Here is a 25,452-nt window from a genome sequence, read left to right on the forward strand (position 1 = left end):
GCGACGGCCAATTACGGGGGGTGGGGGTGGAGGGGCGGCGGCGTGCTGCCGCCTCCCGAAGAAGGATCAGATGGAGAAGCTGGTGCCGCAACCGCAGGAAGCGACGGCATTGGGGTTCCGGATCTGGAAGGACTGGCCGATCAGGTCGTCGACGAAATCGACCACCGAGCCGCCCATATAGACCAGCGAAAGATCGTCTATGAGGATGGTCGCGCCGTCGCGCTCGATGACGTGGTCATCATCCTCGCGAGCATCGACCAGATCGAACTTGTAGGAAAAGCCCGAACAGCCGCCGCCTTCCACCGAGACGCGCAACGCGATCTTGCCCGGATCGTCGGCAAGGATCTTGGCGATGCGCCTGGCGGCGGCATCGGTCATGTCCACGCCCTTCATATCGGTCTTTGCGTCAACGCCCATATCGTCACCTTGCTTTCGCTGATGCACAATAGGTATGAACGGGTGTGCGGCGAGTCAATGAGAGCCTATTTTGAAAGTCGTGATGGCGGCCTGCAAACGGCGTCTTTCTGCGCTCCGGTGCTCACGTACTTAATGTACGCTCCGCTCCGGTGCTCGAAAAACACCATTTTCGACTCGCCCTGACGACCTTCAAAACAGACTCTAAGGGCAAAAAATGGCGGCCCCGGCAGATCTTGATGGCATCGGTTTCGGCTACCGGCCGCGCGCGGCCTATGCGTGCGACCCGGCGCAATCGCGCGGGCGCTATCACGACGAGCCGGAAAGCCCGACCCGGACGCCCTTCCAGCGCGACCGCGACCGCATCATCCACTCCACCGCCTTCCGCCGCCTTAAGCACAAGACGCAGGTCTTCATCGCCCACGAAGGCGACCACTACCGCACCCGGCTGACCCATTCCATCGAGGTCGCCCAGATCGCCCGCGCGCTTGCCCGCGCCCTGCGCTGCGACGAGGATCTGGCCGAGGCGGTGGCGCTGGTGCACGATTTCGGCCACACGCCCTTCGGCCATACGGGCGAGGAGGCGCTCGACGACAAGATGGCGCCGTGGGGCGGCTTCGACCACAATGCCCAGTCGCTGCGCGTGGTCACGCTCATGGAGCGCCGCTACGCGGAGTTCGACGGGCTGAACCTTTCCTGGGAGACCCTGGAAGGGCTGGTCAAGCACAACGGACCGTTGACCGATGCGGCCGGCAAGGGTCTGTCAGGCCCGGTGCCGCGCCCGATTTCGGACTATTGCGCACTCCACGATCTGGGGCTTCACCGCCACGCCGGCCTGGAGGCGCAATGCGCGGCCATTGCCGACGACATCGCCTATGACGCCCACGATCTGGACGACGGGCTGCGCTCCGGCCTGCTGACGCTGCCGATGCTTGCCGATGTGGGACTGCCGGGCCGTATTCTGGCCGCCGTCAACGAGCGCTATCCGGGCCTTGATGCCGTGCGGACGGGCCACGAGCTGATGCGCCGGCAGATAACCTTGATGGTCGAGGACGTGATCGTGACGAGCCGCGAAAGCCTGGGCGCGCTCGCCCCGCGCTCGGTGGACGATATCCGCGATGCCGGACGCACGATGGTGGTCTTTTCGGTCGGCATGGCGGCGCAGGAGAAGGAGCTGAAGCGTTTCCTTTACGCCAATCTCTACCGCCATCCCGAGGTGCTGCACGCGCGAAAGGAGGCCGACAGGACCGTACGCGACCTGTTCGACGCCTATTTCGCCGATCCGCGCGAGATGCCGGAGGGCTGGGGCGAGGGCCGGGGCCAGACCGATGACGCCCGGGCGCGCGACGTGGCCGACTTCCTGGCCGGCATGACCGACACCTATGCCATCAAGGAACACCGGCGCCTGTTCGGCTCGCGCATGTTTGACCGTTTGCCGGATATGCGCTAGGGGCTCGCGGATCGCCGCACCGACCGCCGGGCGGCCCAATGCGCTGATTTCTCGGATCCGGATCACTCCCATGAATATTTTCGCCGATTTCTCCAATCGGGTCGTCGAGGCCGTTGAAAGGCTGGGGCTCCAGGCCAGGGATGGCAGCCCGCTCGACCTTGCGCGAGTGACGATGGAGCCGCCGCGCGACCCGAGCCATGGCGACCTTGCGACCAATGCCGCGATGGTGCTCTCCAAGGCGGTCGGCGAGAACCCGCGCGCGCTTGGCGAAAGGCTGGCCGCGGCGATGGCCGAGGAGGCGGACGTGGCCGAGGTGAGCGTGGCCGGGCCCGGCTTCGTCAATCTGCGGCTGAGCGACGGATTCTGGCAGGCAAGGCTCGCCGAGATGCTTGACCTGAGCACGAATTACGGCCGCTCGGACGCCGGCGCCGGCCGCAAGGTCAATGTCGAGTATGTTTCGGCCAATCCCACCGGACCGATGCATGTCGGCCATTGCCGGGGTGCGGTGGTGGGCGACGCGCTGGCCAATATCCTCGCCTTCGCCGGATACGACGTCACCAAGGAATACTACATCAACGACGCCGGCGTGCAGATCGACGTTCTGGCCCGCTCGGTGATGCTGCGCTATCGCGAGGCGCTGGGCGAGGCGGTCGGCGCCATCCCGGACGGCCTTTATCCCGGCGACTACCTCGTCCCGGTGGGCAAGGCGCTGGCCGAGGAATTCGGCACGAAGCTTCTGGAAATGCCAGAGCCTGATGCGCTCGACATCGTCAAGGAGAGGGCCATCGACGCAATGATGGCGATGATCCGGGATGACCTTGCCGCGCTCAATGTGCGCCATGACGTGTTCTTTTCCGAGCGCACGCTGCATGCCGGCAATGGCGGCGCCATCCGTTCGGCGATCAACGACCTGACGCTCAAGGGTCATGTCTACAAGGGCAAGCTGCCGCCGCCCAAGGGCCAGTTGCCCGAGGATTGGGAAGACCGTGAGCAGACGCTCTTCCGCTCCACCGCGGTGGGCGACGACATCGACCGCCCGCTGATCAAGTCGGACGGGCAGTTTACCTATTTCGCCGCGGACGTGGCCTATATGAAGGACAAATACGCACGCGGCTTCGAGCACCTGATCTACGTGCTGGGCGCCGACCATGGCGGCTATGTCAAGCGCCTGGAGGCGCTGGCGCGTGCCATATCCGACGGCAAGCTGGAACTGACGGCGCTGCTTTGCCAGCTCGTGAAGCTCTACCGGAACGGCGAGCCGGTGCGCATGTCCAAAAGGTCGGGCGAGTTCGTCACCCTGCGCGAGGTCATCGACGAGGTGGGGCGCGATCCCGTCCGCTTCATGATGCTCTACCGCAAGAGCGATGCGCCGCTGGACTTCGACTTCGCCAAGGTGACCGAGCAGTCGAAGGACAATCCGGTCTTCTATGTGCAATACGCCTCCGCCCGCTGCCATTCGGTGTTCCGGCAGGCGCGCGAGCAACTGGGCGTGGAAAGCATAGACCGCGACACGCTGCGCCGTTCGCTGCATCTGCTGACCGACGAGGGGGAACTGGCGCTCATCCGCAAGCTTGCCGAGTATCCGCGCCTGATCGAGAGCGCCGCCCAGTCGCTGGAGCCGCACCGGCTGGCTTTCTACCTCTACGACCTTGCCAGCCAGCTTCATGCGCAGTGGAATCGCGGCAGCGATACTGATAGCTTACGGTTTGTTAAGGTTAACTCGCCAGAGTTGACCTATGCCAGGCTGGGTCTGGTGCAGGCGGTATTGGACGTCATCACGTCCGGCATGGCGCTGATCGGAGCAGAAGCACCCTCCGAAATGCGCTGATTTCCCTAGGGAAACCTGTCACCTTTTGCCCACAATGCGCTGGTAGGGGCCAACATAAGTGAGACGTCGCCGGCGTCCGACCAAGTGTGGGAAAAGGCATGGCTGACCGCAATTTTGCCAATACCGACGAACCCGTCCTGATGGCGGAGGACGATCCCTTTGCCGAGCTGACGAGGATAATGGGGCACGACCCCCGCCATCCGCAAGCGCGGCCGACGCCTCTGGATGAGGCGGTGGAAGACCTGGCGCTGGAGCTCGAGAACGAGCTTATGGGCGATGTGATCACGCTGGAAGTTGTGCCAGACGATGCCGGACAGGCCGGCGCGCAGGAGCCATCCGGCTATGTGACCTATGCCGGGCCGCAGGGCTTTGCGGAAGAAGCGGCCGACGAACCCGCCGCTCCGTCCGACCCCGGGCAGGACGATCCCTTCGTCGACCTTTTCGAGGCCGAGTTCGAGAGCCTTGACGTCGAGAGGGATGAGATCGCCGCGCCGGCGCCCGAAACGCTTCTGCAAGAGGCGCCGTCGCCTGAACCTGAAGACGAAACGCCCGCGCCTGAAATGGAGCGCGCCGACATGAACGCCGGCGAGCCTGTTGCCGGCGCACCCGAAGATTACAGTTTCGAGATCCGCGACGAGGATCTGGCGGCGCTGGATTCGGATTTCGCGCTTCCCGAAGCGCAGCAAGCCGCGCCCTTGCCCGATGCGGAGCCCGATGCCGGCGAAGCCGACAATGTCTTCGCGTTCGACTATGCCCGCGCGGCTAGCCAGCGGCCGGATTTCCTGCACGACATTTCGAGCGGCGAGACCGCCCCGGACGCGCCGATGCAGGACGCGCCGGCGCAGGGTGCGTGGCAGGACGACGAGCCATTGCTCGAAGACGCAGCGCAGTCCGAACCGGATGCGGCCTGGCAGCAGCCCGACGATGAACCTGAAAGCGCCCCCGAAGGCACCCCGGAAGGCGCCCTCGAAAGCTTCGACGAGTGGTCGCCGGACAAGGTCTTCGTCTCCAGCAGCGCCGAATATCAGGATTGGGCGCGGGCCGGCGACGAGCCGGAGCCTGAGGCAGGCGAATCCTCCGCCTACGGCAATCTCGACGACGATGCGCCCGAGATCGAGACGATCGAAGTGCCGGGCGAGCCGGTCGCGGTTGCCGACGCGCTCGACGTGCCGGAGGTTCCTTATCGCGAGACCGTAAAGTCGTCGGCCGAGTTCGACGAAATCGACGAGATGCTGTCGGGCGCCTTTGGCGCGATCGACGAGATGGCGATCGAGGAAGCCGAGGCTGCCGCTCCGCCCGCCGATACGGCGACGCCATGGAGCGGCGGCGAAGCGGCTCACGACGACAGCGCGCCGGCCGATGGCGATGCGGATTTCGAGTTCGACTTCGACGATCTGGCCCGTGACGGAACGCAGTTCTCGCAGGCATCGTATCAGCCGGCCGCGGCCGATCATGCCGAGCCCGTCTACTGGGCCGATGAGCGGGCGGCACCTTCGCTGACCCCGACGCCGGGCGCGGAGCCTCCTCCGGCCTCCGGCGGGAGCCGGTTTGGCTCGCGCGGCATCCTCGTTGCCGCTCTCCTGGGCGGCGTGGTGCTGGCAGGCGGTGTCGGCGTCTACGCCTTTGGCGGCGGCGACGGCGGTTCGGGCGAGCCGGTTCTGATCAAGGCCGACAACGCTCCCATCAAGGTGAAGCCCGAGAATCCCGGCGGCACGACCATCCCCAACCAGGACAACGCGGTCTACAAGCGCGTGTCCGGCGACAGCAGCGATATCGAGCCTGCGCAGAAGGCTCTGGTCACGACCACGGAAGAGCCGATGGACATAGCGCCCAAGGCTGCCGGCGTGTCCGACGCGGGCAGTCCGTCCCTTGTTGCCGCAACCGCAACGGCTGAGGACACCGACGCATCCGCCAAGAGCGACGACCGCCTAGTCGGCGATGAAACCGGCGCGGACCCCGCATCCGGAGCACAGGAAATCGTGGCGCTCGCGCCGCGCCGCGTGCGATCGCTGGTCGTCCGGCCCGACGGCACCATGGCGCCTCGCGAGATGCCGGAGCCAGTTCAGAATGCCGGCCAATCTGACGGCCAGTCTGCAAGTCGGTCTGCCGACCAGTCCGCGGGGATGAGCGGCGGGGCTGCCGACGAGCTGACGAGCGCCGCCGAAACCATCCGCTCGGCCGCGCAGGACAGCGCCGCGGCCGGCACCGCCGAAGCCGCTTCCGGCGAGGCGGCGGGCGAAACGCAGGTCGCCGCTGCCGCCGTGCCCAGGAGCGCGCCGATACCGCCCGCCAAGCCGGCAAACCCGGCGCCGGCAAGGGCACAGGCCGCCCAGCCGCAGCAGCCGGGACAGGAACAGGCGCCGGCGACGCAGGCTTCCGCACCGGCCGCCCCGGCGGCGACAGTAAGCGCCCCCTGGTCCGTCCAGATATCCTCGCAGCCCTCGGTGGAGGCGGCCCAGCAATCCTACCAGGACATGGCCCAGCGCTATGGCTCGATCCTGCAGGGCAAAGGCGTGAATATCGTCAAGGCCGATATCGCCGGCAAGGGCACCTATTTCAGGGTGCGCATCCCCTCATCGTCGAAAGACGCGGCGATCCAGCTTTGCTCCCAGCTGAAATCCGCCGGCGGAAACTGCTTCGTCTCCAAATAGCGCCTCTGGAACCGGTACTGCGAAAACCGCCGCCCATCGCGGCGGTTTTTGCTCGTGCTCGTGAGGGCGATCGCGGCTATCCTTTCGCCATGAGCGAATCAAAATCAATGATACTGGGCGCCTCCGGCACCCGGCTCACCGGAGACGAAAAGTCCTTCTACCGCGACGAACGGCCATGGGGCTTCATCCTCTTCGCGCGCAATGTCGAGGCGGAGAACCAGATCCGCGATCTGGCCGCGGAGATGCGCGAATGCGTCGGCAGGCAGGACGCGCCGGTCTTCATCGACCAGGAGGGCGGCCGCGTGCAGCGGCTGCGTCCGCCGCTTGCGCCGAACTATCCCGATGCCGCTGCAATCGGCGCGCTCTATGCCCGCGATCGGGAAGCCGGGCTGCGCGCGGCATGGCTCATGTCGCGCCTGCACGCCTTCGACCTGGCGCGCTACGGACTGACGGCGGACTGCCTGCCGGTGCTCGATGTGCCGGTAAAAGGCTCCCACGACGTCATCGGCAACCGTGCCTATGCCCATGAGCCGGAAGCCGTCGCCGCCTTGGGCAGGGCGGCCGCCGACGGCCTGATGTCCGGCGGCATCCTGCCGGTGATGAAGCACGTCCCCGGCCATGGCCGCGCCGAAGCCGACAGCCACAAGGCGCTGCCGCGGGTGCGCGCGGGCATCGAGGAATTGCGGGCGCGCGACTTCGTGCCGTTCAAGGCGCTCAAGGACCTGCCGATGGCGATGACGGCCCATATCGTCTATGAGGCACTCGACCCGGACAACCCGGCCACGACGTCGGCCAGGATCATCGAGACGATCATCCGCCGGGAGATCGGCTTCGAAGGGCTTTTGATGAGCGACGACGTGTCGATGAACGCACTTTCTGGGGATTACGGCGAGCGCACGCGGGCAATCCTTGAAGCGGGCTGCGATCTCGTCCTTCATTGCAACGGCCTGATGGACGAGATGCGTGCGGTCGCCGCAAGAGTGCCGGAATTGGCGGGCAAGGCCAGGACGCGTGCAGACAAGGCGCTCGCCGCGCTTTCCGCCGGCGACGAAACGCGGGAAGCACAGGCGCGCGCGGAGTTCGGGAGCATGTTCGCCATCGCCTGACGCGCCTCCCGCCTGAGAGTGGACAAGCAGGAGCTCGGGCAGACCGCCCGCACCACGCTCCAGCAAGGATCGGAACGAAGTGGCAGAGCCAAAGCGCGATAACAGCGGCGAAACGGGAACGGGCAAGCCCATTCCGATGGACAAGCTGTGGTCGGACGAGACGGAGGCGCGCGGGGTCAGCGAACCGGCGCTGACCGTCGATGTCGCCGGCTTCGAGGGGCCGCTCGACCTTCTCCTGCATCTGGCGCGCAACCAGAAGGTCGACATGGCGCGCATCTCCGTGCTGGCGCTGGCCGAGCAATATATCGCCTTCGTCGAGCGCGTCCGCAGCATGCGGCTGGAGCTTGCCGCCGATTATCTGGTGATGGCGGCGTGGCTTGCCTATCTCAAGTCGCGGCTTCTCATCCCCAGGAAGGCGGATGACGAGGAGCCCAGCGGCGAGGAGATGGCCGCGATCCTCCAGTTCCGCCTGAAGCGGCTGGAAGCCATGCGCGATGCCGCCTCGCGGCTCGTCAACCGCAACAGGCTCGGCCGCGAGGTCTTTGCGCGCGGCATGCCGGAGCCGGTGCTGGTGGAGAAGAAGAGCGCCTATTCGGCAACCCTTTACGACCTGCTCACCGCCTATGCCGGGCAGCGGCAGCGCCGCGCCATCACCAATGTGCGCATCGCCCAGCGCGGGGTCTGGTCGCTGAAGCAGGCGCGCGAGATATTGGCGCGCATGGTGGGTGATTTCGCCGACTGGACGGCACTCGACCAGTTCCTGATCCGCTACCTGACCGACCCGCGGGAGCGGGCGACGGCGCTGGCCAGCTCCTTCGCCGCGACGCTGGAGATGGTGCGCGAGGGCGCGCTGGAAATCCGGCAGCAGGAGCCGTTCGCGCCCCTATACATGCGCAAGAGCACCGGAGAATACGCAAGAGAAGAAGCGTCATGAGCGAAGCGACCAACGTGGTTTCCTTTTTCGGTGACGGAGGAGCGGCGGAGGACGGCGAGGCCGGACCCGGCGGCATCGCCTTTGCCGAGGCCAAGCGCATGGCCGAAGCGCTGGTGTTCGCGTCCGCAGAACCGGTTTCGGAGAAAGCCCTCGCCGATCGGCTGCCCGACGGGGTGCAAGTGAAGGCGGTCATGGAAGCACTGCAGGCCGATTATTCCCGCCGCGGCGTGAATCTGGTGCGGGCCGAGGAATGCTGGGCCTTCCGCACCGCCGGCGATCTGGCCTTCCTGATGAGCCGCAATGCGACGCAACAGAAGAAGCTGTCGCGCGCGGCCACCGAGATGCTGGCCGTGATCGCCTACCACCAGCCCGTGACCCGCGCCGAGATCGAGGAAATCCGGGGCGTGGAAACATCCAAGGGCACGCTCGACACGCTGCTGGAGACCGGCTGGGTCAGGATGCGCGGCCGCCGCCGCACGCCCGGGCGCCCGGTGACCTACGGTACGACCACCGATTTTCTCGACCATTTCGGCCTCGAGGAATTGCGCGACCTGCCGGGCCTTGACGAATTGAAGGGCGCCGGGCTGCTTTCGTCGCGCATGCCGTCGAACTTCTCCGTGCCGCAGCCGGCCGCCGATCCAGACGCGCTGACGGATGACGAGGACCCCTTGACCGACATCGATCTGGAGGAACTCGGCCTGTTGACACCGCGGGTCGACGATGATTGATCCGGCCTGACCCGTGTCCACGCCGCTGATCGGAAACCGATGGTCCTTGGTGCCAGCCATGCCGACGCCGACCGCCCTGCCTCACCGATGAGCGCGGCCGACGAAAAGCCTGCCCGCGTCACCGCCGGGGTCACCTTTGCCGCCCGGCTTGCCTTCGAGAACATCAGCCACCGCTTCGCACCCGGCGAACCGACGCTCGACGATGTGTCGCTCGCCGCCGAACCGGGCGAGGTGCTGTGCCTGCTGGGCCCCTCCGGCTCGGGCAAGACGACGCTGCTGCGGATCGCCGCCGGCATCGAGACGCAGAATTCGGGACGCATCCTGCTCAACGAGCGCGAGATTTCGGGGCCGGATGTCTATGTGCCGCCCGAGGAACGGTCGATCGGGCTGGTGTTCCAGGATTTCGCGCTGTTTCCGCATCTGACCATCCTCGACAATGTGCGCTTCGGCCTGACCGCGCTGTCGAACGAGGAAGCAAGGCGCGAGGCCATGATCGCGCTGTCGCGCGTCGGGCTCGAAGGCTATGCGGCGGCCTATCCGCACGTGCTTTCGGGCGGCGAGCAACAGCGCGTGGCGCTGGCCCGCGCCCTGGCGCCGCGCCCTGCCGTGCTTTTGATGGACGAGCCGTTCTCCGGGCTCGATTCGCGCCTCAAGGACAGCGTGCGCGCCGAGACGCTGGCCATCCTCCGGCAGAGCCGGGCGACGGCGATCGTCGTGACCCACGATGCGGAGGAGGCCATGCGCATGGGCGACCGCATCGCGCTTCTGAGGGAAGGGCGGCTGGTGCAGATCGGAACGGCCGAGGAACTCTACCTCAGGCCGGTCGACCTTTTCGTCGCTGGCTTCTTTTCGGAATTGAATATATTCGAGGGGCGGGTGAAGGCCGGTGTCGCCGATACGCCGGTCGGACCGGTGCCGGCGGCGGGGTTTGAGGATGGCCAATGGGTGACGGTGGCGGTCAGGCTGTCGGGTTTCGAGGTCAATGCCACGGCCGGCGTGGTCCAGGCGCGCGTTGTTTCGCGGCGTTTTCTGGGGGTCGTCGAGCTTTTGGAGCTTGCCGTGCCGGGCGTCGAGGAGCATGTACGGGCGCGGGTCAGGTGCGGCATGCTGCCGCCATCGATACGCGATATCTTTCTGGATGTTCGCCCCGCGGACGTTCTAGTGTTTGAAAGACGGCGCGAAAGCGCATAAATCAGACGGGGAGCGAATTCAGGAAAAGGGAAACCGGATTTCCGCCTGAAATCGCAGCAAAGAATTATTGGGGCGGAATCGGTATTCGAGGAATAGCGAGACCCCTCCAGGCAACAGGCGAAAGAGACTGGATTATGGGTTCCTTTTCAATCTGGCACTGGCTCATCGTGCTCGTGGTGGTTCTGCTCCTTTTCGGGCGCGGCAAGATTCCCGAGCTGATGGGCGACATGGCCAAGGGCATCAAGAGCTTCAAGAAGGGCATGTCCGAGGACGAAGCCTCGGACGATGACACCGCCAAGACGGTGGAGCACCGCACGGACGAGGAAGTCCGCAGCGCCAAGGCCAAGGAGAAGGCCTCCAAGTCCTGAGCGTCGTGCGTCGCTTCGTGAATCTCCACCGGAAACCGACCGATGTTTGACCTTGGCTGGCCTGAAATTCTCGTCATCGCGATCGTGCTGATCGTGGTGGTGGGGCCGAAGGACTTGCCGCGCGTTCTGCGCGGTTTCGGACGCACGACCTCGAAGATGCGGGAGATGGCGGGCGATTTCCGCAAGCAGTTCGACGAGGCGATGAAGGAAGCCGAGCTTGACGACGTCAAGAACCTGGTGGACGACGCGCGCAAACTCGATCCGCGAAACGAGATCAAGAAACATCTCAGCCCGCTAGAAAAAGCCGGCCGTGACGTGCGCGCCGGCCTCGACGACGCGACGAAGCCCAAGCCCGCCAAGCCCGCTGAAACGGCATCGACCGAAGCGCGGGCCGTGGAGCCGGCGAAGAAGGCCGCGACCCAGACCTCGGCCACGAAGCCAGCGGAAGCCAAGAAGCCGGCCGCCAAGACCGCTTCGGCGGGCAAGGCGAAAAGCGCGGCCGCTCCCAAGGCCAAGCCCGCTGCCGGGAAAGCCGCCGCCAAGCCTGCCGCGCGCAAGCCGGCGGCCGGGAAGACGACCAAGACGGGAACCGCCTCGTGACCGCCGGCAAACAAGAACACGAGGACATTGACCAGTCTTCGGCGCCGCTGATGGAGCATCTGATCGAGCTGCGCTCGCGCCTGATCTGGGCGATCGCCGGCTTCTTCGTCGCGTTCCTGGCATGCTTCTTCTTCGCCAAGCAGATATTCAACCTGCTGGTCATCCCGTTCCAGTGGGCGACCGAGTGGGCGGGGCTCGAGGGCGACAAGGTTGACCTGATCTACACCGCCCCGCAGGAATTCTTCTTCACGCAGATCAAGCTGGCGATGTTCGGCGGGCTGGTCATCGCCTTTCCGGTCATCGCCCTGCAAGTCTACAAGTTCGTGGCGCCGGGCCTCTACCGCAACGAGCGCCGCGCGTTCCTGCCTTTCCTCGTCGCCTCGCCGATCCTGTTTCTCATCGGCGGAGCGCTCGTCTATTTCTTCTTCACGCCCATGGTCATGTGGTTCTTCCTGTCCATGCAGCAGGTGGGACCGGGCGAGGAGATCCAGATTTCGCTGCTGCCAAAGGTTTCGGAATATCTCGGCCTGATCATGACCCTGATCCTGTCCTTCGGGCTGGTGTTCCAATTGCCTGTCGTCACCACGCTGATGGCGCGGGTCGGGCTGCTCACGTCGCAGGGGCTGATCGACAAGCGCAAATACGCGATTGTCGCCGCTTTCGTGGCCGCAGCCATCCTCACGCCGCCCGATCCGGTCAGTCAGATCGGTCTTGCGATTCCCACCATCCTTCTCTACGAGGTGGCGATCTGGAGCGCCCGTATGGTGGAGCGCAAGCGCAAGCGGGAAGCTGAAGCAGCCGAAGCGGCGGAAGCCGCAGCGGAGAGCCAGGACGAGCCCGCGGCCTGATACTTCGGGTGCGCCGTTCCGCGATGGCATTTCGCAGTCAGGTGGTTCCACCTGACTTCCGCATAAATGCGGAAAAACAACAAGATGGAGCGTCTTTCATGCGTCCGAACGGACCGACGGCGCCCCAGGCGGCAGTGTAAACGCATGGTGGAACAGGTCGCATGCTCGACATCAAATGGATACGCGAAAACCCGCAAGCCCTTGCCGCCGCGCTGGAAAAGCGCGGTCGGGACAAGGCGGACGCGCAATCCTCCGTCGAAGCGATCCTCGCTGCCGATGCGGCGCGCCGCCAGCATCTGACCGAGCTCCAGGAAAAGCAGGCCCGGCAGAAGGCCATCTCCAAGGAGATCGGCCAGGCGATGGGCAAGGGCGACCAGGCGCTCGCCGACAAGCTCAAGGCCGAAGTGGGCGCGCTGAAGACCTTCGTGCAGGAGGGCGAGGCCGAGGAACGCAAGCTCGACGAGCGCCTGCGCGACCTCCTGGCCGGCATCCCCAACGTGCCGCTCGACGACGTTCCGGAAGGCGCGGACGAGAGCGACAATGTCGAAATCCGCAAGGTCGGCGAAGCCAGGAGCCCGAATTGGGCGAAGGAGCATTTCGAGCTCGGCGAAGCGCTCGGAATGATGGATTTCGAACGCGCTGCGAAGCTCTCGGGCGCGCGCTTCACGGTGCTTTCCGGGCAACTCGCAAGGCTGGAACGCGCGCTCGGCCAGTTCATGCTCGACCTGCACACGACCGAGCACGGCTATACCGAAGTGCAGCCGCCGCTATTGGTGCGCGATGAGGCACTGTTCGGCACCGGCCAATTGCCGAAATTTGCAGAGGACCTGTTCAGCACAGGGCGGAATCCTTCGCTGAAGGAACGCCTGCTCGATGCTATGAAAGCTGGAGTATCCGCGGCAGTTGATCTTGAGAATGCGATCGGGTTCAAACTGGATGAGGAAACGTTCAGGCAGTTGCTCGATTTTGAGTTGGCCGAGCAACCCAACCGCCATGATCTCTGGCTCATCCCCACCGCAGAAGTCCCGCTCACCAACCTCGTTCGCGAGGAAATCCTCGATGCGGAAAAACTCCCCCTGCGCTTCACCGCGCTCACGCCCTGCTTCCGCTCGGAAGCCGGTTCGGCGGGGCGCGATACGCGCGGCATGTTGCGCCAGCACCAGTTCTACAAGGTGGAGCTCGTCTCGATCACCGATGCCGATTCCTCGCTCGAAGAGCACGAGCGCATGACGGAATGCGCCGAGACGGTGCTGAAGAAGCTTGAAATTCCCTTCCGCACGGTCGTCCTGTGCAGCGGCGACATGGGTTTCGGGGCGCGCAAGACCTACGACATCGAAGCCTGGCTGCCGGGCCAGAACGCCTATCGTGAAATCTCCTCCTGCTCGGTCTGCGGCGATTTCCAGGCGCGGCGCATGAACGCCCGCTATCGCAAGGCCGGCGACAAGCAGACCCATTTCGTCCACACATTGAATGGCTCCGGCGTCGCCGTCGGCCGCGCGCTGATCGCGGTGATGGAGAACTACCAGAACGAGGACGGCTCGATCGCCGTGCCGGAGGTGCTGCGGCCCTATATGGGCGGCCTGGAGAAGATTGGCGGGTAGGCCTGTTCCGGCCCCAACGAAAGCGGCAGAGAAGGAAAAGCGGCGTGCGCATACTTCTGACCAATGACGACGGCATTCATGCCGAGGGGCTGGCGGTGCTGGAGCGGATGGCCCGCACGCTTTCCGATGATGTGTGGGTCGTGGCGCCCGAGACGGACCAGTCTGGCTTTGCCCATTCGCTGTCGCTGTCGGAGCCGCTGCGCATGCGCAAGATCGACGACCGGCACTTCGCGCTGCGCGGCACGCCCACCGATTGTGTGATCATGGCCGTCAGCAAGGTCATGGACGCGCCGCCCGACCTCATCCTTTCCGGCGTCAACAACGGCACCAATATCGCCGACGACGTGACCTATTCGGGCACGGTGGCCGGCGCCATGGAAGGCACGCTGCTCGGCATCCGCTCGATCGCGCTCAGCCAGGCCTACGACTTCACCGACGATTCGCGCTACGTGCCCTGGGACGTGGTGGAAACCGTGGGCCCCGACCTGCTCCGCAAGCTGACGGAGACGGACCTGCCCCAGGGCGTGTTCCTCAACGTGAACTTCCCCAACTGCGCGCCTGAAAAGGTGAAGGGGACCCAGGTCACCGCCCAGGGAAAGCTGGTGCACGGTTTGTGGATCGACGAGCGCAAGGATGGGCGTGGCTTTCCGTATTACTGGCTGCGCTTCGGCCGCAAGGAATCCGAAATCCGCAAGGGCAGCGACCAGGCGGCGGTGCGCGACGGCTATGTGTCGGTCACGCCGCTGCATCTGGACCTGACCGCCCATGAGGTGCGCGACAGGCTGGCAAAGGCGATCGGGTGACGATGATAGAGGAGGAACAAGAGGGTTTCGCCGCCTTCATGCTGCGCATGCGCGCGGCAGGCATCGGCTCGAAGGAGCTGTTCGCCGCGATGGAGGCGACGCCGCGCACCGCCTTCGTGCCGGCCGACTGGCGCCGGGCCGTCTGGACGAACCGGACGGTGCCCATCGAATGCGGCGAGGCGCTGGAGGCCTGCGATCTCCAGGCCATGGCGCTGCATGCGCTCGACCTGCAGCCGGGCGCGCGCGTGCTGGAGGTCGGCACCGGCTCCGGCTATACGGCCGCCGTCATCGCGCGGCTCTGCGACAAGGTGCTGACGCTCGACAGGTACAAGACGCTTCTGGAGCAGGCCGGCCTTCGCCACGGGCATCTGGGGCTCGGCAATGTCGTAACGCGCCAGGCCGACGGCTCGGACGGCGCCGCCGACGGCCCGTTCGACCGCATCGTTGTATGGGCTGCCTTCGCGGAGATGCCGCGCCGCTTCGTCGACTGCCTGACGAGCGGCGGGATCATGGTCGCCCCGCTGGGGCCGGGCGACGGCGTGCAGACCATGGCGAAGTTTGTCAAGGTCGGCAGCCGCTTCGAACGCACTGATCTCGGGCCGGTCCGCCTGCAAGCCTTAGCCAGGGGTGTGGCGGAGGCGCTTTGAGCGCCGACGGGCGGCTCCGTACCGGTATTGGTCGGTATTGGAATAATTATTGAAGAAAATTCCGGAGCTTAACTGCCCGGTAACATTAACGCGCTTTAATCCTGGCAGTTGAGAGTAACGTGCAGGTAGCGTCATGCGTTTCGGCATCACAGGACAATTCCAACGCTCGCTGGCACGAGGCGCTGCGGTCCTCGTGGTCGGCGGAGTGGCTGCGGGCTGCAGCGGCGGCGCCACACAGCTGACCGACGGCCTCGTGACGAATTCGACTCCCACCGCGCAAAGCTCCGCGCCCGGCTACCAGGCCTATCCGGGCGACGTGGGCGCGCCGACCGCGCGCCGCACCGCCGATGCAGGTATGAAAGTGATCCGGCCTCAGGTCGACGTGGGCAGCGGTACCGGCACGGCCGGCAACGCACCCAGCCTGCCCGCGCCGGCTTCGACCCCGGTCTACACCGCCCCGGCCGCCAGCCGCTCCGAAATCGTGTCGCAACCTTTGCCGGCTCCCCAGCGGAACGCCGCATCGGCCCCGGCGTCCTCCGCGCCGCTGCCTTCGCCAGGCAGCGCATCCACGGCCGGGCAGCGGACCGCTGCCGCGCCCGCGGACCCGGCGCCGCAGCCCGTACAACCCTCGCAGAAGCAGGCAGCCGTCCTTACCCAGGCTCCCAGGCCGGAGGCGGAGAGCAAGAAGCAGGCCGGCGATCAGCCCGCCGCCAGCAATGGCGCCTATACGGTCGTCTCGGGCGACACCCTCTACGGCATTTCGCGCAAGACGGGCGTCAGCGTCGACCGGCTGAAGCAGGAGAACGGCCTTTCCGACGGCATGATCAGGATCGGCCAGACGCTGAAGATACCGTCAGGCACCGGTGGCACTGCCGGCGTCGACCAGGTCAGGACCGCATCGGCGCCCGCCTCCCATAGCGAGCCCAAGAAGGAAGAGACGAGCCAGGTTTCCACCTATACCGCTCCGAAGGCGGGCGATGAGAGCGAAAAAGAATCCGCTTCCGACGCGCAGATTGCCGCCGTCACGCCCGATGCGACCGGCGTGGATCGCCTGCGCTGGCCGGTGCGCGGGCGCGTCGTCACCGGTTTCGGCGCCAATGCCGGCGGCCGCACCAGCGACGGCATCGACATCGCAGTCCCGGAAGGCACGTCCGTACGCGCCGCCGAAAACGGTGTCGTCATCTATGCCGGCGACGGCCTGAAAGGCTTCGGCAACACGGTGCTCGTGCGCCATGAGGACGGGCTGGTCACCGTCTACGGCCATGCTTCCGACATCAAGGTCAAGCGCGGCGACAAGGTCACGCGCGGACAGGAAGTGGCGCTTTCGGGCATGACCGGCGATGCCGACCGGCCCAAGCTGCATTTCGAGGTTCGCAAGGGCACGAACCCCGTCGATCCAACGACCTATCTGGAATAGCCCCAGCGGCTCATTCGACCCAATCGCGCGCCGGAACCTTTCCGCCCGGCCGTGTTTGAAGCGGGCGGTCTGCTGACCCAATCGGCACGCCCGCTTCTTTTTCTTCTTCGCCTGCCAAACCGATTCAACGCAGCTCCGGACGGAAACCGGTACCCGGTTCTCCCGAGAACACATTATTCCTTGAGCTGCTTTCCGAGCCGGCCCGCCAGTTCCTGGATGAACTGCCAGGCGACGCGGCCGGAGCGGCTGCCGCGCGTGGTCGCCCATTCCAGCGCATCGGCACGCAGGTTCGCCGCATCGACCGGCAGCTCGTGATAGCTGGCATAGGACTGGATCATCGACAGATATTCGTCCTGCGAGCATTTGTGGAAGCCGAGCCAGAGCCCGAAACGGTCCGACAGCGACACCTTCTCCTCGACCGCCTCCGACGGATTGATGGCGGTGGAGCGTTCGTTCTCGATCATGTCGCGCGGCAGCAGATGCCGGCGGTTAGACGTGGCGTAGAGGACGACATTGGCGGGCCTGCCCTCGACGCCGCCCTCCAGCGCCGCCTTCAGCGACTTGTAGGACGTGTCGTCCTGGTCGAAGGACAGGTCGTCGCAAAACAGGATGAAGCGGTAGGGAGCCGCCTTCACCAGCGCCATCAGTTTCGGCAGTCCCTCGATGTCCTCGCGGTGGATCTCGATCAGCTTGAGGGCAGGGGCGCCGGCCGGTCTTTCACGGTTGATCTCGGCATGCACGGCCTTGACCAGCGACGACTTGCCCATGCCGCGCGCGCCCCACAAGAGCGCGTTGTTGGCCGGCAGCCCGGTGGCGAAGCGCCGGGTATTGTCGAGCAGGATGTCGCGCACCCGGTCGACGCCCTTGATCAGCGCCAAATCGACGCGGTTGACCCGCTCGACGGGCTGGAGCCGCGGACCCTCCGCCTGCCAGACGAAACAATCCGCCGCATCGAAATCCGGCGCCGGAGCGGGCGGGGGCATCAGGCGCGCCACGGTTTCGATCAGCCTTTCCAGCTTTTCGTTGAGTGATTCGAGTGCCTTGTCGCTCATGGTCACACCGTTGGCCCAGCAGGAACGTACCGTACGGTACGGTTCTTTCACGGTCGCGATGCGTTTTCAAGCCGCAATGGGGCCGCAACGGACCGCAATGGATCAGCCATGCACGTCAAAGCCCCCGAACACGGGCTCCTGACAGTTGCAAACAGGGCGTGAACATCTATATTCCGCGCGAGCTTCGACGGGCGGCATGGCCCATTTCACGCATTTCAGGAGTATTTCGATGTTTGTTACACCAGCATATGCCCAGGCGGGCGCAGGCGCACCGGACATGCTGGTCAGCATTTTGCCCTTCGTGCTGATCTTCGTCATCATGTATTTCCTCATCATCCGCCCGCAGCGTACCCAGGCGAAGAAGCGCCAGGAGATGCTTGCCGCCGTGCGCCGCGGCGACACCGTGGTTACCGGCGGCGGGCTCGTCGGCAAGGTGACCAAGGTGATCAACGACGCCGAGCTCGAGGTCGACCTGGGGGGCGGCACCAAGGTGACGGTCATGCGCGCCATGCTTGCCGATGTGCGCGTGAAGGGCGAGCCGGTGGAGAAGGCCGCGGCAAACAAATAGCTGCCTTAATGCGAGCGTAACCGGGGCCAACGCCTAAGGGTCCCGGCTTTGAGGCCGGGGCCGAACAAGAAGAGACACGATGTTACATTTTCCGCGCTGGCAGACGATCCTGATCTGGTTGGCCGTGGCGCTCGGCATTGCCTACGCTGCTCCGAATATCATTCCGGCGTCCTATTTTTCGTCGCTGCCTTCCTGGGCGCCGTCGCAACCGATGACGCTCGGCCTCGACCTTCAGGGCGGCTCCCACATCCTTCTGCAGCTCGATCGCGAGGAACTCGTCGAGGAGCGGTTGAAGAGCGCGCGCGACGATGTGCGCCGGCTGCTGCGCGAGGAACGAATCGGCTACACCGGCCTGTCCGTCTCGGGAAATGCGGTGCAGGTGCGTATCCGCGACGACAGCCAGGTCCCGGCGGCGCGCGAGGCGCTTGCCGAACTGACGGCGCCGGTGGCCTCGGGGCTGTTCGGATCGGGTTCGATTTCCGAAATGACGATCAGCGAGCCTCAGCCGGGCCTTCTGCGCCTCACGCTGACCGACGAAGGCATCGATTATCGGCTTGGCTCAGCCCTTTCCCAGTCGATCGAAGTGGTCAGCCGCCGCGTCAACGAGCTGGGCACGACGGAGCCGGTCATCCAGCGCCAGGGCGACGACCGCATACTGGTGCAGGTGCCGGGTCTTCAGGACCCGCAACGGCTGAAGGACATTCTCGGCCAGACGGCGAAGATGACCTTCCAGATGGTCGACCAGTCCGTCCCGGTGCAGGAAGCGATCGAAAGCCGCCCGCCGCCCGGCACGTCCATCATGTATTCCATGGACGATCCGCCGGTACCCTACGTCATCGAGGATCGCGTGATCGTGTCGGGCGAGAATCTCGTCGACGCCCAGGCGACCTTCGACCAGCGGACCAACGAGCCCGTGGTCTCGTTCCGCTTCGACACGAAGGGCGCAACCCGTTTCGGCCAGGCCACGCAGGAAAATGTCGGGCGCCTGTTCGCCATTATCCTCGACGGCCAGGTCATTTCCGCGCCGCAGATCCGCGAGCCCATCCTGGGCGGAAGCGGCCAGATCTCCGGCAACTTCACCGTCCAGTCGGCGAACGACCTGGCGGTGCTCCTGCGCGCCGGCGCATTGCCGGCCACGCTGACGGTCATCGAGGAACGCACGGTCGGCCCCGGCCTCGGCCAGGATTCCATCGACGCCGGCAAGGTGGCTTCGATGATCGGCGCGGTGCTGGTGGTCGCCTTCATGGTCGCCGTCTACGGCCTGCTGGGCATCTTCGCCGTGGTCGCGCTCGGCGCGAACATCGCGATGATCATCGCCATCCTGTCCGGCCTCGGGGCGACGCTCACCCTGCCGGGCATCGCCGGCATCGTGCTCACCATGGGCATGGCGGTCGATTCCAACGTCCTTGTCTTCGAGCGAATACGCGAGGAAAGGGCAGGCGGCAGGTCCATCATCCAGGCCATCGATGCAGGCTTCTCGAAAGCGCTCGCCACCATCGTCGACGCCAATGTGACGACGCTGATCGCGGCCGTCATCCTGTTTTATCTGGGCACCGGCCCCGTCCGGGGCTTCGCCGTCACTCTTGCCATCGGCATCGTGACGACGGTGTTCTCAGCCTACACGCTGACGCGCTGGATGGTGGCCGTCTGGGTCAAGACCCGCCGGCCGAAGGAACTGCCGGCATCGCCGCTCCACGTGATCCCGCCGGAAACGGCCGTCCGTTTCATGCGGCTGCGCCGCTTCACCTTCTCCCTTTCCGCACTGGCTTCCATCGCCGCGCTTGCCCTGTTCATGACCGTCAACATGAACTACGGCATCGACTTCAAGGGCGGCTCGTCCATCGAGGTCCAGGCGATCGAGGGCGAGGCAGACATTGCCGACATCCGCTCACGCCTTTCCGGGCTCAATCTCGGCGAGGTGCAGGTGCAGGAGTTCGGCGATCCGCGCGACGTGCTGATCCGCGTTCAGGCGCAGGACGGCGGCGAGAACGCCGAGCAGACCGTGATCACCAAGGTGCGCGACGCGTTGGAAGCCGATTACGACTTCCGCCGGGTGGAAGTCGTCGGACCGACCGTCTCGGGAGAACTGGCCCGGGCAGGGACGATAGCCGTTCTGGCCTCGTTGTTTGCGATCCTGATCTACATCTGGCTGCGCTTCGAGTGGCAGTTCGCCGTGGGCGCCATATTGGCGACCACCCACGACGTGATCATGACGATAGGCTTCTTCGTCGTCACCGGCATCGAGTTCAACCTGACGAGTATCGCGGCCATCCTCACCATCGTCGGTTACTCGTTGAACGATACGGTCGTCGTCTATGACCGCGTGCGCGAGAATCTGCGGCGCTACAAGAAGATGCCGCTGCCGCAACTGCTCGACCTGTCGATGAACCAGACCTTGTCGCGAACGGTCATGACCTCGGTGACCACACTGCTGGCGCTGGTTGCGCTGTATGTGTTCGGCGGAGAGGTGATACGCTCCTTCACGGCTGCGATGATCTTCGGTGTCTTGATCGGCACATATTCCTCCATCTTCGTCGCCTCACCGCTTCTCATCCTGTTCCGCATGCGCACCGGCGGGCAGGAAGCGGGTGAGGAGGCCGAAAAGCAGCCGGTCACCGGCGCTGCGGCGAAGGGATGAGCGGTGGGATCCAAATGCGCGCGGCCCATTTCCCCGGCCGCGCGCCCATCGACGCCTATGGCAATGGCGGCTTCCGCTTCGCGGAGATGTCGCACCGCGGCTCGATCCAGTGCCTTCCTTCCGGCATTCATGCCTGGGAACCGGCCGATACCGAGGCCCTGAGCCTGGAGGATTTCGCCGCGGCCCTGGCCGAGGCGGGCGATATCGAGATCCTGCTGATCGGCACGGGCAGGTCGCTGCGGCCGGTTCCCGCCGCGCTTCGCGCCCGGCTGCGCGAAGCGGGCATGGCTATCGAGACCATGGCGACAGGCGCGGCGGTGCGCACGTTCAACGTGCTGTTGGCCGAGGATCGGGCCGTCGCCGCCGTTCTCATCGCCGTCCCGTGAGATGGCGTCCGCCACCGATATCCTGGTGCAGACCGTTCGTGGCGGCGATCCCGACCGGTATCTGTCGACGCTTTATGCGCCGCGTGAGCACCGCGACGCGCTGACCGCGCTCTATGCCTTCAACATCGAGATCGCTTCCGTGCGCGACAAGATCGCCGAGGCCTTGCCAGGTGAGGTGCGGCTGCAATGGTGGCGCGACGCGCTGCGCAACCGCGAGGGCGGCGGCCATCCGGTGGCCTCGGCGCTGATCGACGCCATCGAGCGGCACGGGCTTCCCGCGCACACCTTCGACAGCATGATCGATGCCCGCATTTTCGACCTTTACGACGATCCCATGCCTGACCGGGTAAGCCTTGAAGGCTATTGCGGGGAGACCGCCTCCGCGCTGATCCAACTGGCCGGGCTCGTGCTCGACCCGGAGCGGGCCCCTGCATTCGCCGACGCCGCCGGTCACGCCGGCTGTGCGCAGGCGATAGCCGGGCTGTTGCGGTCGCTGCCCATCCACCGCCGGCGCGGCCAGTGCTACATCCCGCAGGACGTGCTGGCGGCAGCCGGCACCGACCGGGAAGCTTTCCTGGAAGGCGAGGACAAGGACGCCGCGGTGCGCGCCGTGATGGCCATGACCGCCCTTGGGCGGGACCATTACGGGCGGTTCCTCGATGCGGCCGAAGGCCTGCCCGCCAGCCTGCGGCCGGCCTATCTTCCCGCCCTTTTGAGCCGGGATTACCTCGCTCGCGTCGCGCGGCGCCCCGCCGATGCCCTGGACAAGGTCGTGGGGATCTCTCCGGTCAGGCGCCACTGGCGCATGTTCATGTCGGCCACGAGGGGCTAACCGGCCTCGCGGGCGGAGGCACGGATGGAGGACGGAATTTCGTGGTACGTTCCGTCGGAAAATCGCATGATCCCGGCGCCGTATTATCGGCGGTTTCGGCCTTTACCCGATTCTCCGTTCCTTTATTCATTTCCGGAGCTTTACGATGGCAGTCATTTCAAGCAGTGCCCGCCATGGCGGGGGGAACTGGCATGACGTGCTGATAGAGATGCTGCGTGGCATACGGGAGGCGGCGGTCCGGTTTCCGGTCGCCGTCCTGCTGCTCCTTGCGGCATCTGCCTGGGCCAACGTCCTGGTTGCCTATCCCCAAATCGCGGTAGGAGCCTGGGAAGCCTATGATGACATGCTGGTGCTGGGGCTTCTGACTGGAGCCGTCGCAGCGCTGGCCGTCACGCTCTTTTGCGAGCGGCGGGACGTGCCGTCGATGTGGTGCCAGGGGGCGGCGCTGCTGATCGGACTGGCCGTCACGACCCTCTTCGTCGTGCCGGATACGGTCGCCCTTAGCCCGCCCGCCTTGATGGCAGGCATTGCCGGCAGCGCGCTCGTCGCGCCTTTCCTGTGGCGCGGGGACAGCGCCTCGTTCTGGATGTTCGGCGCCAGGGCCGCTTTCGCGGCGCTGCTGGCAGTCCTGGCGCTGGTGCTTTTCGCCGGCGGCATATCGGCGATCCTGGCCAGCCTCACCCATCTGTTCGGCCTGGAAGTCCCCGACCGGCTCTACCACCACGTGTGGGTCTCCACCGGGCTCTTCGCCGCACCGCTGTTCGGCCTGGGACAGCTGCCCGAGCGCTTCGACGAGGGGCCGGCCCTCGTGCAGGCCGGCTTCATGGATCGCGGCATGCGCACGCTCGGCGACTTCGTGGCGGCGCCGCTGCTCATCGTCTACGCGGTCATCCTGCATCTTTACGCGCTGAAGATCGTGGTGACGGGCGAGGTGCCGGACGGGCAGATCGGCTGGCTCGTGCTAAGCTACGGCTTCTGCGTCTTTTTCGTTCTTATCCTGATCAGCCCCTTCTTCGACCGGGCCCGCGCGCCCAGCCGCCTGTTCCTGACATGGTGGCCGGCGCTCCTGCCGGTCCCGCTGGTGCTGCTTTTCTACGCCCTGGCGCTGCGCGTGAGCGGCTTTGGGCTAACGCCGGAACGGTATTTTCTCGGACTGTTCGCCCTGGTGATGCTGGCCGTCCTGCTTCTGCAGCTATTGCCGCGCTCAAGGGGCGACATCAGGATCATGGCAGCCTTGCCGGCGCTGGCGCTCGTCCTCGGCAGCTTCGGTCCGCAAGGCGCCGTTGCGACATCGATCGCCAGCCAGACCGCGCGCTTTCAGTCGCTTGTCGTCGGGCAGATGGCGGACGCGGCCCGTCAGAACGAAGCGCTGGGCGCGCTGCGGTTCCTCGACGGCCACGACGCCCTGCCGCCCCTGCCGGACGGCAGCCAGGCTGAAGCCGGACCCGACGGGCGCGCAAGCCGTTTCCGCGCCGTTGCAACAGCATGGGGCCTCGACCCCGACAGGCCCGCGGGCGGTTCCTTGGCTTATGTGCTGCGCGACGTGCCGGGACCCGTCGCGTTCGGCACGGCCGGCTATGATTTGGTCGTTCACAATGTGATGCTGAGCGCCGGTGACAAGACTCCCTTCGAGACGGCGTTGCCCGGCGGCGGCGCCCTGACCCTCGCGCTTGATGGCGATGCTCTGGTGATATCCGGCGCCGGCGAAAGCGCCCGCTTCCCGATCGCGCCGGATCAGCTGCGCCTCCTGGCGGACGCGGCGCCCGACAATCCGGGCGAGCTCGACCTGAAGGCCGGCGGCCGCGCGGTCAGGATCGTCCCGACATACTTTTATGCCGACACGACGGAAAACCCGCGATTGCAGTCCATGAACGCGACAATCCTGCTGAACGCCGCCGATTGGCAGTAGGGCGGGGCCGCCGTGCCATTATTCGGCGGCGGCCGAAAACCCGCCGCCGAGCCACTGCCGGCAGTCGGTGAGGGCCCGGGCGCTCAAGGCCCGCTTCCTGGCGACGGACTTTTCCTTGCCGCGCAGCCGCTTGCCCTCGGGCTTGTCCACCTCGACCGGCGGAAACAGGCCGTAATTGACGTTCATCGGCTGGAAAGAGCGTTTACCCGGCTCGTCCTCGGAAAGGATATGGCCGCCGGTGATATGGCCGAGAAGCGCGCCGAAGGCGGTGGTGGGCGGCGGCGGCAGGACGGGTTGCCCGAGCCGCTCGGCCGCGGCGAAACGCCCGGCCAGCAGGCCGATGGCCGCGCTCTCCACATAGCCCTCGCAGCCGGTTATCTGGCCGGCAAAGCGCAGGCCCGGCCGTGACTTGAGCTGCAGGGTCGGATCCAGCAGGGCCGGCGAATTGATGTAGGTGTTGCGGTGCAGGCCGCCCAGCCGCGCGAACTCGGCGTTCTCCAGCCCAGGGATCATCCGGAATATGCGTGCCTGCTCACCATATTTCAGCTTCGTCTGAAAGCCGACCATGTTGTAGAGCGTGCCCAGCGCGTTGTCCTGGCGGAGCTGAACGACGGCATAGGGCTTTTCGTCCGGCTTGTGCGCGTTGGTGAGCCCCATCGGCTTCATCGGTCCGTGGCGCAGCGTTTCCGGCCCCCGCTCGGCCATCACCTCGATGGGCAGGCAGCCGTCGAAATAGGGCGTTCCTTCCCATTCCTTGAACTCGGTCTTCTCGCCCTGGATGAGCGCCTGGATGAAGGCCTCGTACTGCGCCTTGTCCATCGGGCAGTTGATATAGTCCTTGCCGGTGCCGCCTGGCCCCACCTTGTCGTAGCGGGACTGGAACCAGCAGATATCCAGATCGATCGTGTCGAAATGGACGATGGGCGCGATTGCGTCGAAGAAGGCCAGCGCCTTCTCGTCGGTCTGGGCGGCGATCGCCTCGGCCAGGGCGGGGGCGGTGAGGGGCCCGGTCGCGATGATAGCCTGGTCCCAGCCTTCCGGCGGCAGGCCGGTGACTTCCTCTCGGGCAATCGTGATCAGCGGGTGATCCTCGATCGCCTTGGTCACGGCATCGGAAAAGCCGTCGCGGTCGACGGCCAGCGCCCCGCCGGCCGGCACCTGGTTGGCGTCGCCTGCGCGCATGATCAGCGAGCCGGCCAGCCGCATTTCCGCATGCAGCACGCCGACCGCGTTCGTCTCCGCGTCGTCGGAACGGAAGGAGTTGGAGCACACGAGCTCGGCAAGGCCGTCGGTCCTGTGCGCCTCGGTGCCGCGCACGGGCCGCATTTCATGGAGGATGACGGGCACGCCGGCCTGCGCAGCCTGCCAGGCCGCTTCCGAGCCGGCCAGTCCGCCGCCGATAATGTGAATGGGTTTTGCTGTCATAGGGCGGAGATAAGCCCATGAGAGCCCGAATGCAATCGATACGGGCCGCCGGGCAA

Annotated in this window: 21 protein-coding genes and 2 pseudogenes; 20 read left to right on the plus strand and 3 right to left on the minus strand. The window is 65.8% G+C overall.

Annotated elements, in window-relative coordinates; genetic code table 11:
• Positions 1 to 66: 66 nt before the first annotated feature.
• Positions 67 to 417: an iron-sulfur cluster insertion protein ErpA gene (gene erpA, locus NTH_RS18925; protein ID WP_338531481.1), complete on the minus strand. Its 351-nt coding sequence runs from the start codon at positions 415 to 417 to the stop codon at positions 67 to 69.
• A 214-nt stretch (positions 418 to 631) separates the two neighbouring features.
• On the opposite strand from erpA, the gene NTH_RS18930 reads away from it, so the two are divergent.
• The 15 genes and pseudogenes from NTH_RS18930 to NTH_RS19000 all read left to right on the plus strand — a co-directional run bounded on the left by NTH_RS18930 (position 632) and on the right by NTH_RS19000 (position 16,586).
• The gene (locus tag NTH_RS18930; protein WP_338531482.1) at positions 632 to 1,864 is read left to right on the plus strand and encodes a deoxyguanosinetriphosphate triphosphohydrolase; all 1,233 of its coding nucleotides are present in this window, start codon (positions 632 to 634) and stop codon (positions 1,862 to 1,864) included.
• A gap of 70 nt (positions 1,865 to 1,934) precedes the next feature.
• Positions 1,935 to 3,692, plus strand: a complete 1,758-nt coding sequence (gene argS, locus NTH_RS18935; RefSeq protein WP_338531483.1) for an arginine--tRNA ligase — start codon at positions 1,935 to 1,937, stop codon at positions 3,690 to 3,692.
• Positions 3,693 to 3,790: 98 nt separating this feature from the next.
• Positions 3,791 to 6,343: an SPOR domain-containing protein gene (locus tag NTH_RS18940; RefSeq protein WP_338531484.1), complete on the plus strand. Its 2,553-nt coding sequence runs from the start codon at positions 3,791 to 3,793 to the stop codon at positions 6,341 to 6,343.
• An 89-nt stretch (positions 6,344 to 6,432) separates the two neighbouring features.
• Entirely contained in the window at positions 6,433 to 7,449 is a 1,017-nt protein-coding gene (gene nagZ / locus NTH_RS18945) for a beta-N-acetylhexosaminidase (protein ID WP_338531485.1), read from the plus strand.
• 136 nt (positions 7,450 to 7,585) lie between these two features.
• On the plus strand, positions 7,586 to 8,383 hold the full coding sequence (locus tag NTH_RS18950; protein ID WP_265519057.1) for a segregation and condensation protein A: 798 nt from the start codon (positions 7,586 to 7,588) through the stop codon (positions 8,381 to 8,383).
• Entirely contained in the window at positions 8,380 to 9,111 is a 732-nt protein-coding gene (gene scpB, locus NTH_RS18955; protein WP_338531486.1) for an SMC-Scp complex subunit ScpB, read from the plus strand. The genes NTH_RS18950 and scpB overlap by 4 nt, the downstream gene beginning before the upstream one ends.
• Before the next feature lie 87 nt (positions 9,112 to 9,198).
• A complete protein-coding gene (locus tag NTH_RS18960; protein WP_338531964.1) occupies positions 9,199 to 10,302 on the plus strand; it encodes an ABC transporter ATP-binding protein in 1,104 nt (367 codons plus the stop codon).
• 134 nt (positions 10,303 to 10,436) lie between these two features.
• Complete coding sequence (locus NTH_RS18965) at positions 10,437 to 10,670, plus strand: twin-arginine translocase TatA/TatE family subunit (protein ID WP_338531487.1); 234 nt, start codon at positions 10,437 to 10,439, stop codon at positions 10,668 to 10,670.
• A 42-nt stretch (positions 10,671 to 10,712) separates the two neighbouring features.
• On the plus strand, positions 10,713 to 11,270 hold the full coding sequence (gene tatB, locus NTH_RS18970) for a Sec-independent protein translocase protein TatB (RefSeq protein ID WP_338531488.1): 558 nt from the start codon (positions 10,713 to 10,715) through the stop codon (positions 11,268 to 11,270).
• A gap of 50 nt (positions 11,271 to 11,320) precedes the next feature.
• A complete protein-coding gene (gene tatC, locus NTH_RS18975; protein ID WP_422392449.1) occupies positions 11,321 to 12,118 on the plus strand; it encodes a twin-arginine translocase subunit TatC in 798 nt (265 codons plus the stop codon).
• Between the two features lie 161 nt (positions 12,119 to 12,279).
• Positions 12,280 to 12,963, plus strand: a pseudogene (locus NTH_RS18980) (serine--tRNA ligase); the annotation flags it as partial.
• A 144-nt stretch (positions 12,964 to 13,107) separates the two neighbouring features.
• Positions 13,108 to 13,719, plus strand: a pseudogene (gene serS / locus NTH_RS18985) (serine--tRNA ligase); the annotation flags it as partial.
• 44 nt (positions 13,720 to 13,763) lie between these two features.
• Complete coding sequence (surE, locus tag NTH_RS18990) at positions 13,764 to 14,522, plus strand: 5'/3'-nucleotidase SurE (protein WP_338531490.1); 759 nt, start codon at positions 13,764 to 13,766, stop codon at positions 14,520 to 14,522.
• On the plus strand, positions 14,519 to 15,169 hold the full coding sequence (locus tag NTH_RS18995) for a protein-L-isoaspartate(D-aspartate) O-methyltransferase (protein WP_422392417.1): 651 nt from the start codon (positions 14,519 to 14,521) through the stop codon (positions 15,167 to 15,169). The genes surE and NTH_RS18995 overlap by 4 nt, the downstream gene beginning before the upstream one ends.
• Before the next feature lie 133 nt (positions 15,170 to 15,302).
• A complete protein-coding gene (locus NTH_RS19000) occupies positions 15,303 to 16,586 on the plus strand; it encodes a peptidoglycan DD-metalloendopeptidase family protein (protein ID WP_338531491.1) in 1,284 nt (427 codons plus the stop codon).
• A gap of 173 nt (positions 16,587 to 16,759) precedes the next feature.
• Here NTH_RS19000 and NTH_RS19005 read toward each other — a convergent pair whose 3' ends face one another.
• Positions 16,760 to 17,638 carry an ATP-binding protein gene (locus NTH_RS19005; protein ID WP_338531492.1) on the minus strand — a complete coding sequence of 293 codons (879 nt, stop codon included), beginning with the start codon at positions 17,636 to 17,638 and terminating at the stop codon, positions 16,760 to 16,762.
• A gap of 229 nt (positions 17,639 to 17,867) precedes the next feature.
• Between NTH_RS19005 and yajC the strand changes: the two genes are divergently transcribed.
• The 5 genes from yajC (at position 17,868) to NTH_RS19030 (ending at position 23,971) form a co-directional block, all read left to right on the plus strand.
• Entirely contained in the window at positions 17,868 to 18,206 is a 339-nt protein-coding gene (yajC, locus tag NTH_RS19010; protein WP_338531493.1) for a preprotein translocase subunit YajC, read from the plus strand.
• Between the two features lie 79 nt (positions 18,207 to 18,285).
• Positions 18,286 to 20,844, plus strand: coding sequence for a protein translocase subunit SecDF (gene secDF / locus NTH_RS19015; protein ID WP_338531494.1), 2,559 nt, complete (start codon positions 18,286 to 18,288; stop codon positions 20,842 to 20,844).
• Positions 20,841 to 21,230, plus strand: a complete 390-nt coding sequence (locus NTH_RS19020) for an Mth938-like domain-containing protein (protein WP_338531495.1) — start codon at positions 20,841 to 20,843, stop codon at positions 21,228 to 21,230. Before secDF ends, NTH_RS19020 begins: the two co-directional genes overlap by 4 nt.
• A 1-nt stretch (position 21,231) precedes the next feature.
• Positions 21,232 to 22,062 carry a phytoene/squalene synthase family protein gene (locus NTH_RS19025; RefSeq protein WP_338531496.1) on the plus strand — a complete coding sequence of 277 codons (831 nt, stop codon included), beginning with the start codon at positions 21,232 to 21,234 and terminating at the stop codon, positions 22,060 to 22,062.
• Between the two features lie 145 nt (positions 22,063 to 22,207).
• Complete coding sequence (locus NTH_RS19030) at positions 22,208 to 23,971, plus strand: DUF4153 domain-containing protein (protein WP_338531497.1); 1,764 nt, start codon at positions 22,208 to 22,210, stop codon at positions 23,969 to 23,971.
• 18 nt (positions 23,972 to 23,989) lie between these two features.
• Here the strand turns inward: NTH_RS19030 and trmFO are convergent, their stop codons facing one another.
• Positions 23,990 to 25,396, minus strand: a complete 1,407-nt coding sequence (gene trmFO, locus NTH_RS19035; protein ID WP_338531498.1) for a methylenetetrahydrofolate--tRNA-(uracil(54)-C(5))-methyltransferase (FADH(2)-oxidizing) TrmFO — start codon at positions 25,394 to 25,396, stop codon at positions 23,990 to 23,992.
• Positions 25,397 to 25,452 lie beyond the last annotated feature (56 nt).

The organism is Nitratireductor thuwali (assembly GCF_036621415.1).
GTDB lineage: Bacteria > Pseudomonadota > Alphaproteobacteria > Rhizobiales > Rhizobiaceae > Chelativorans > Chelativorans thuwali.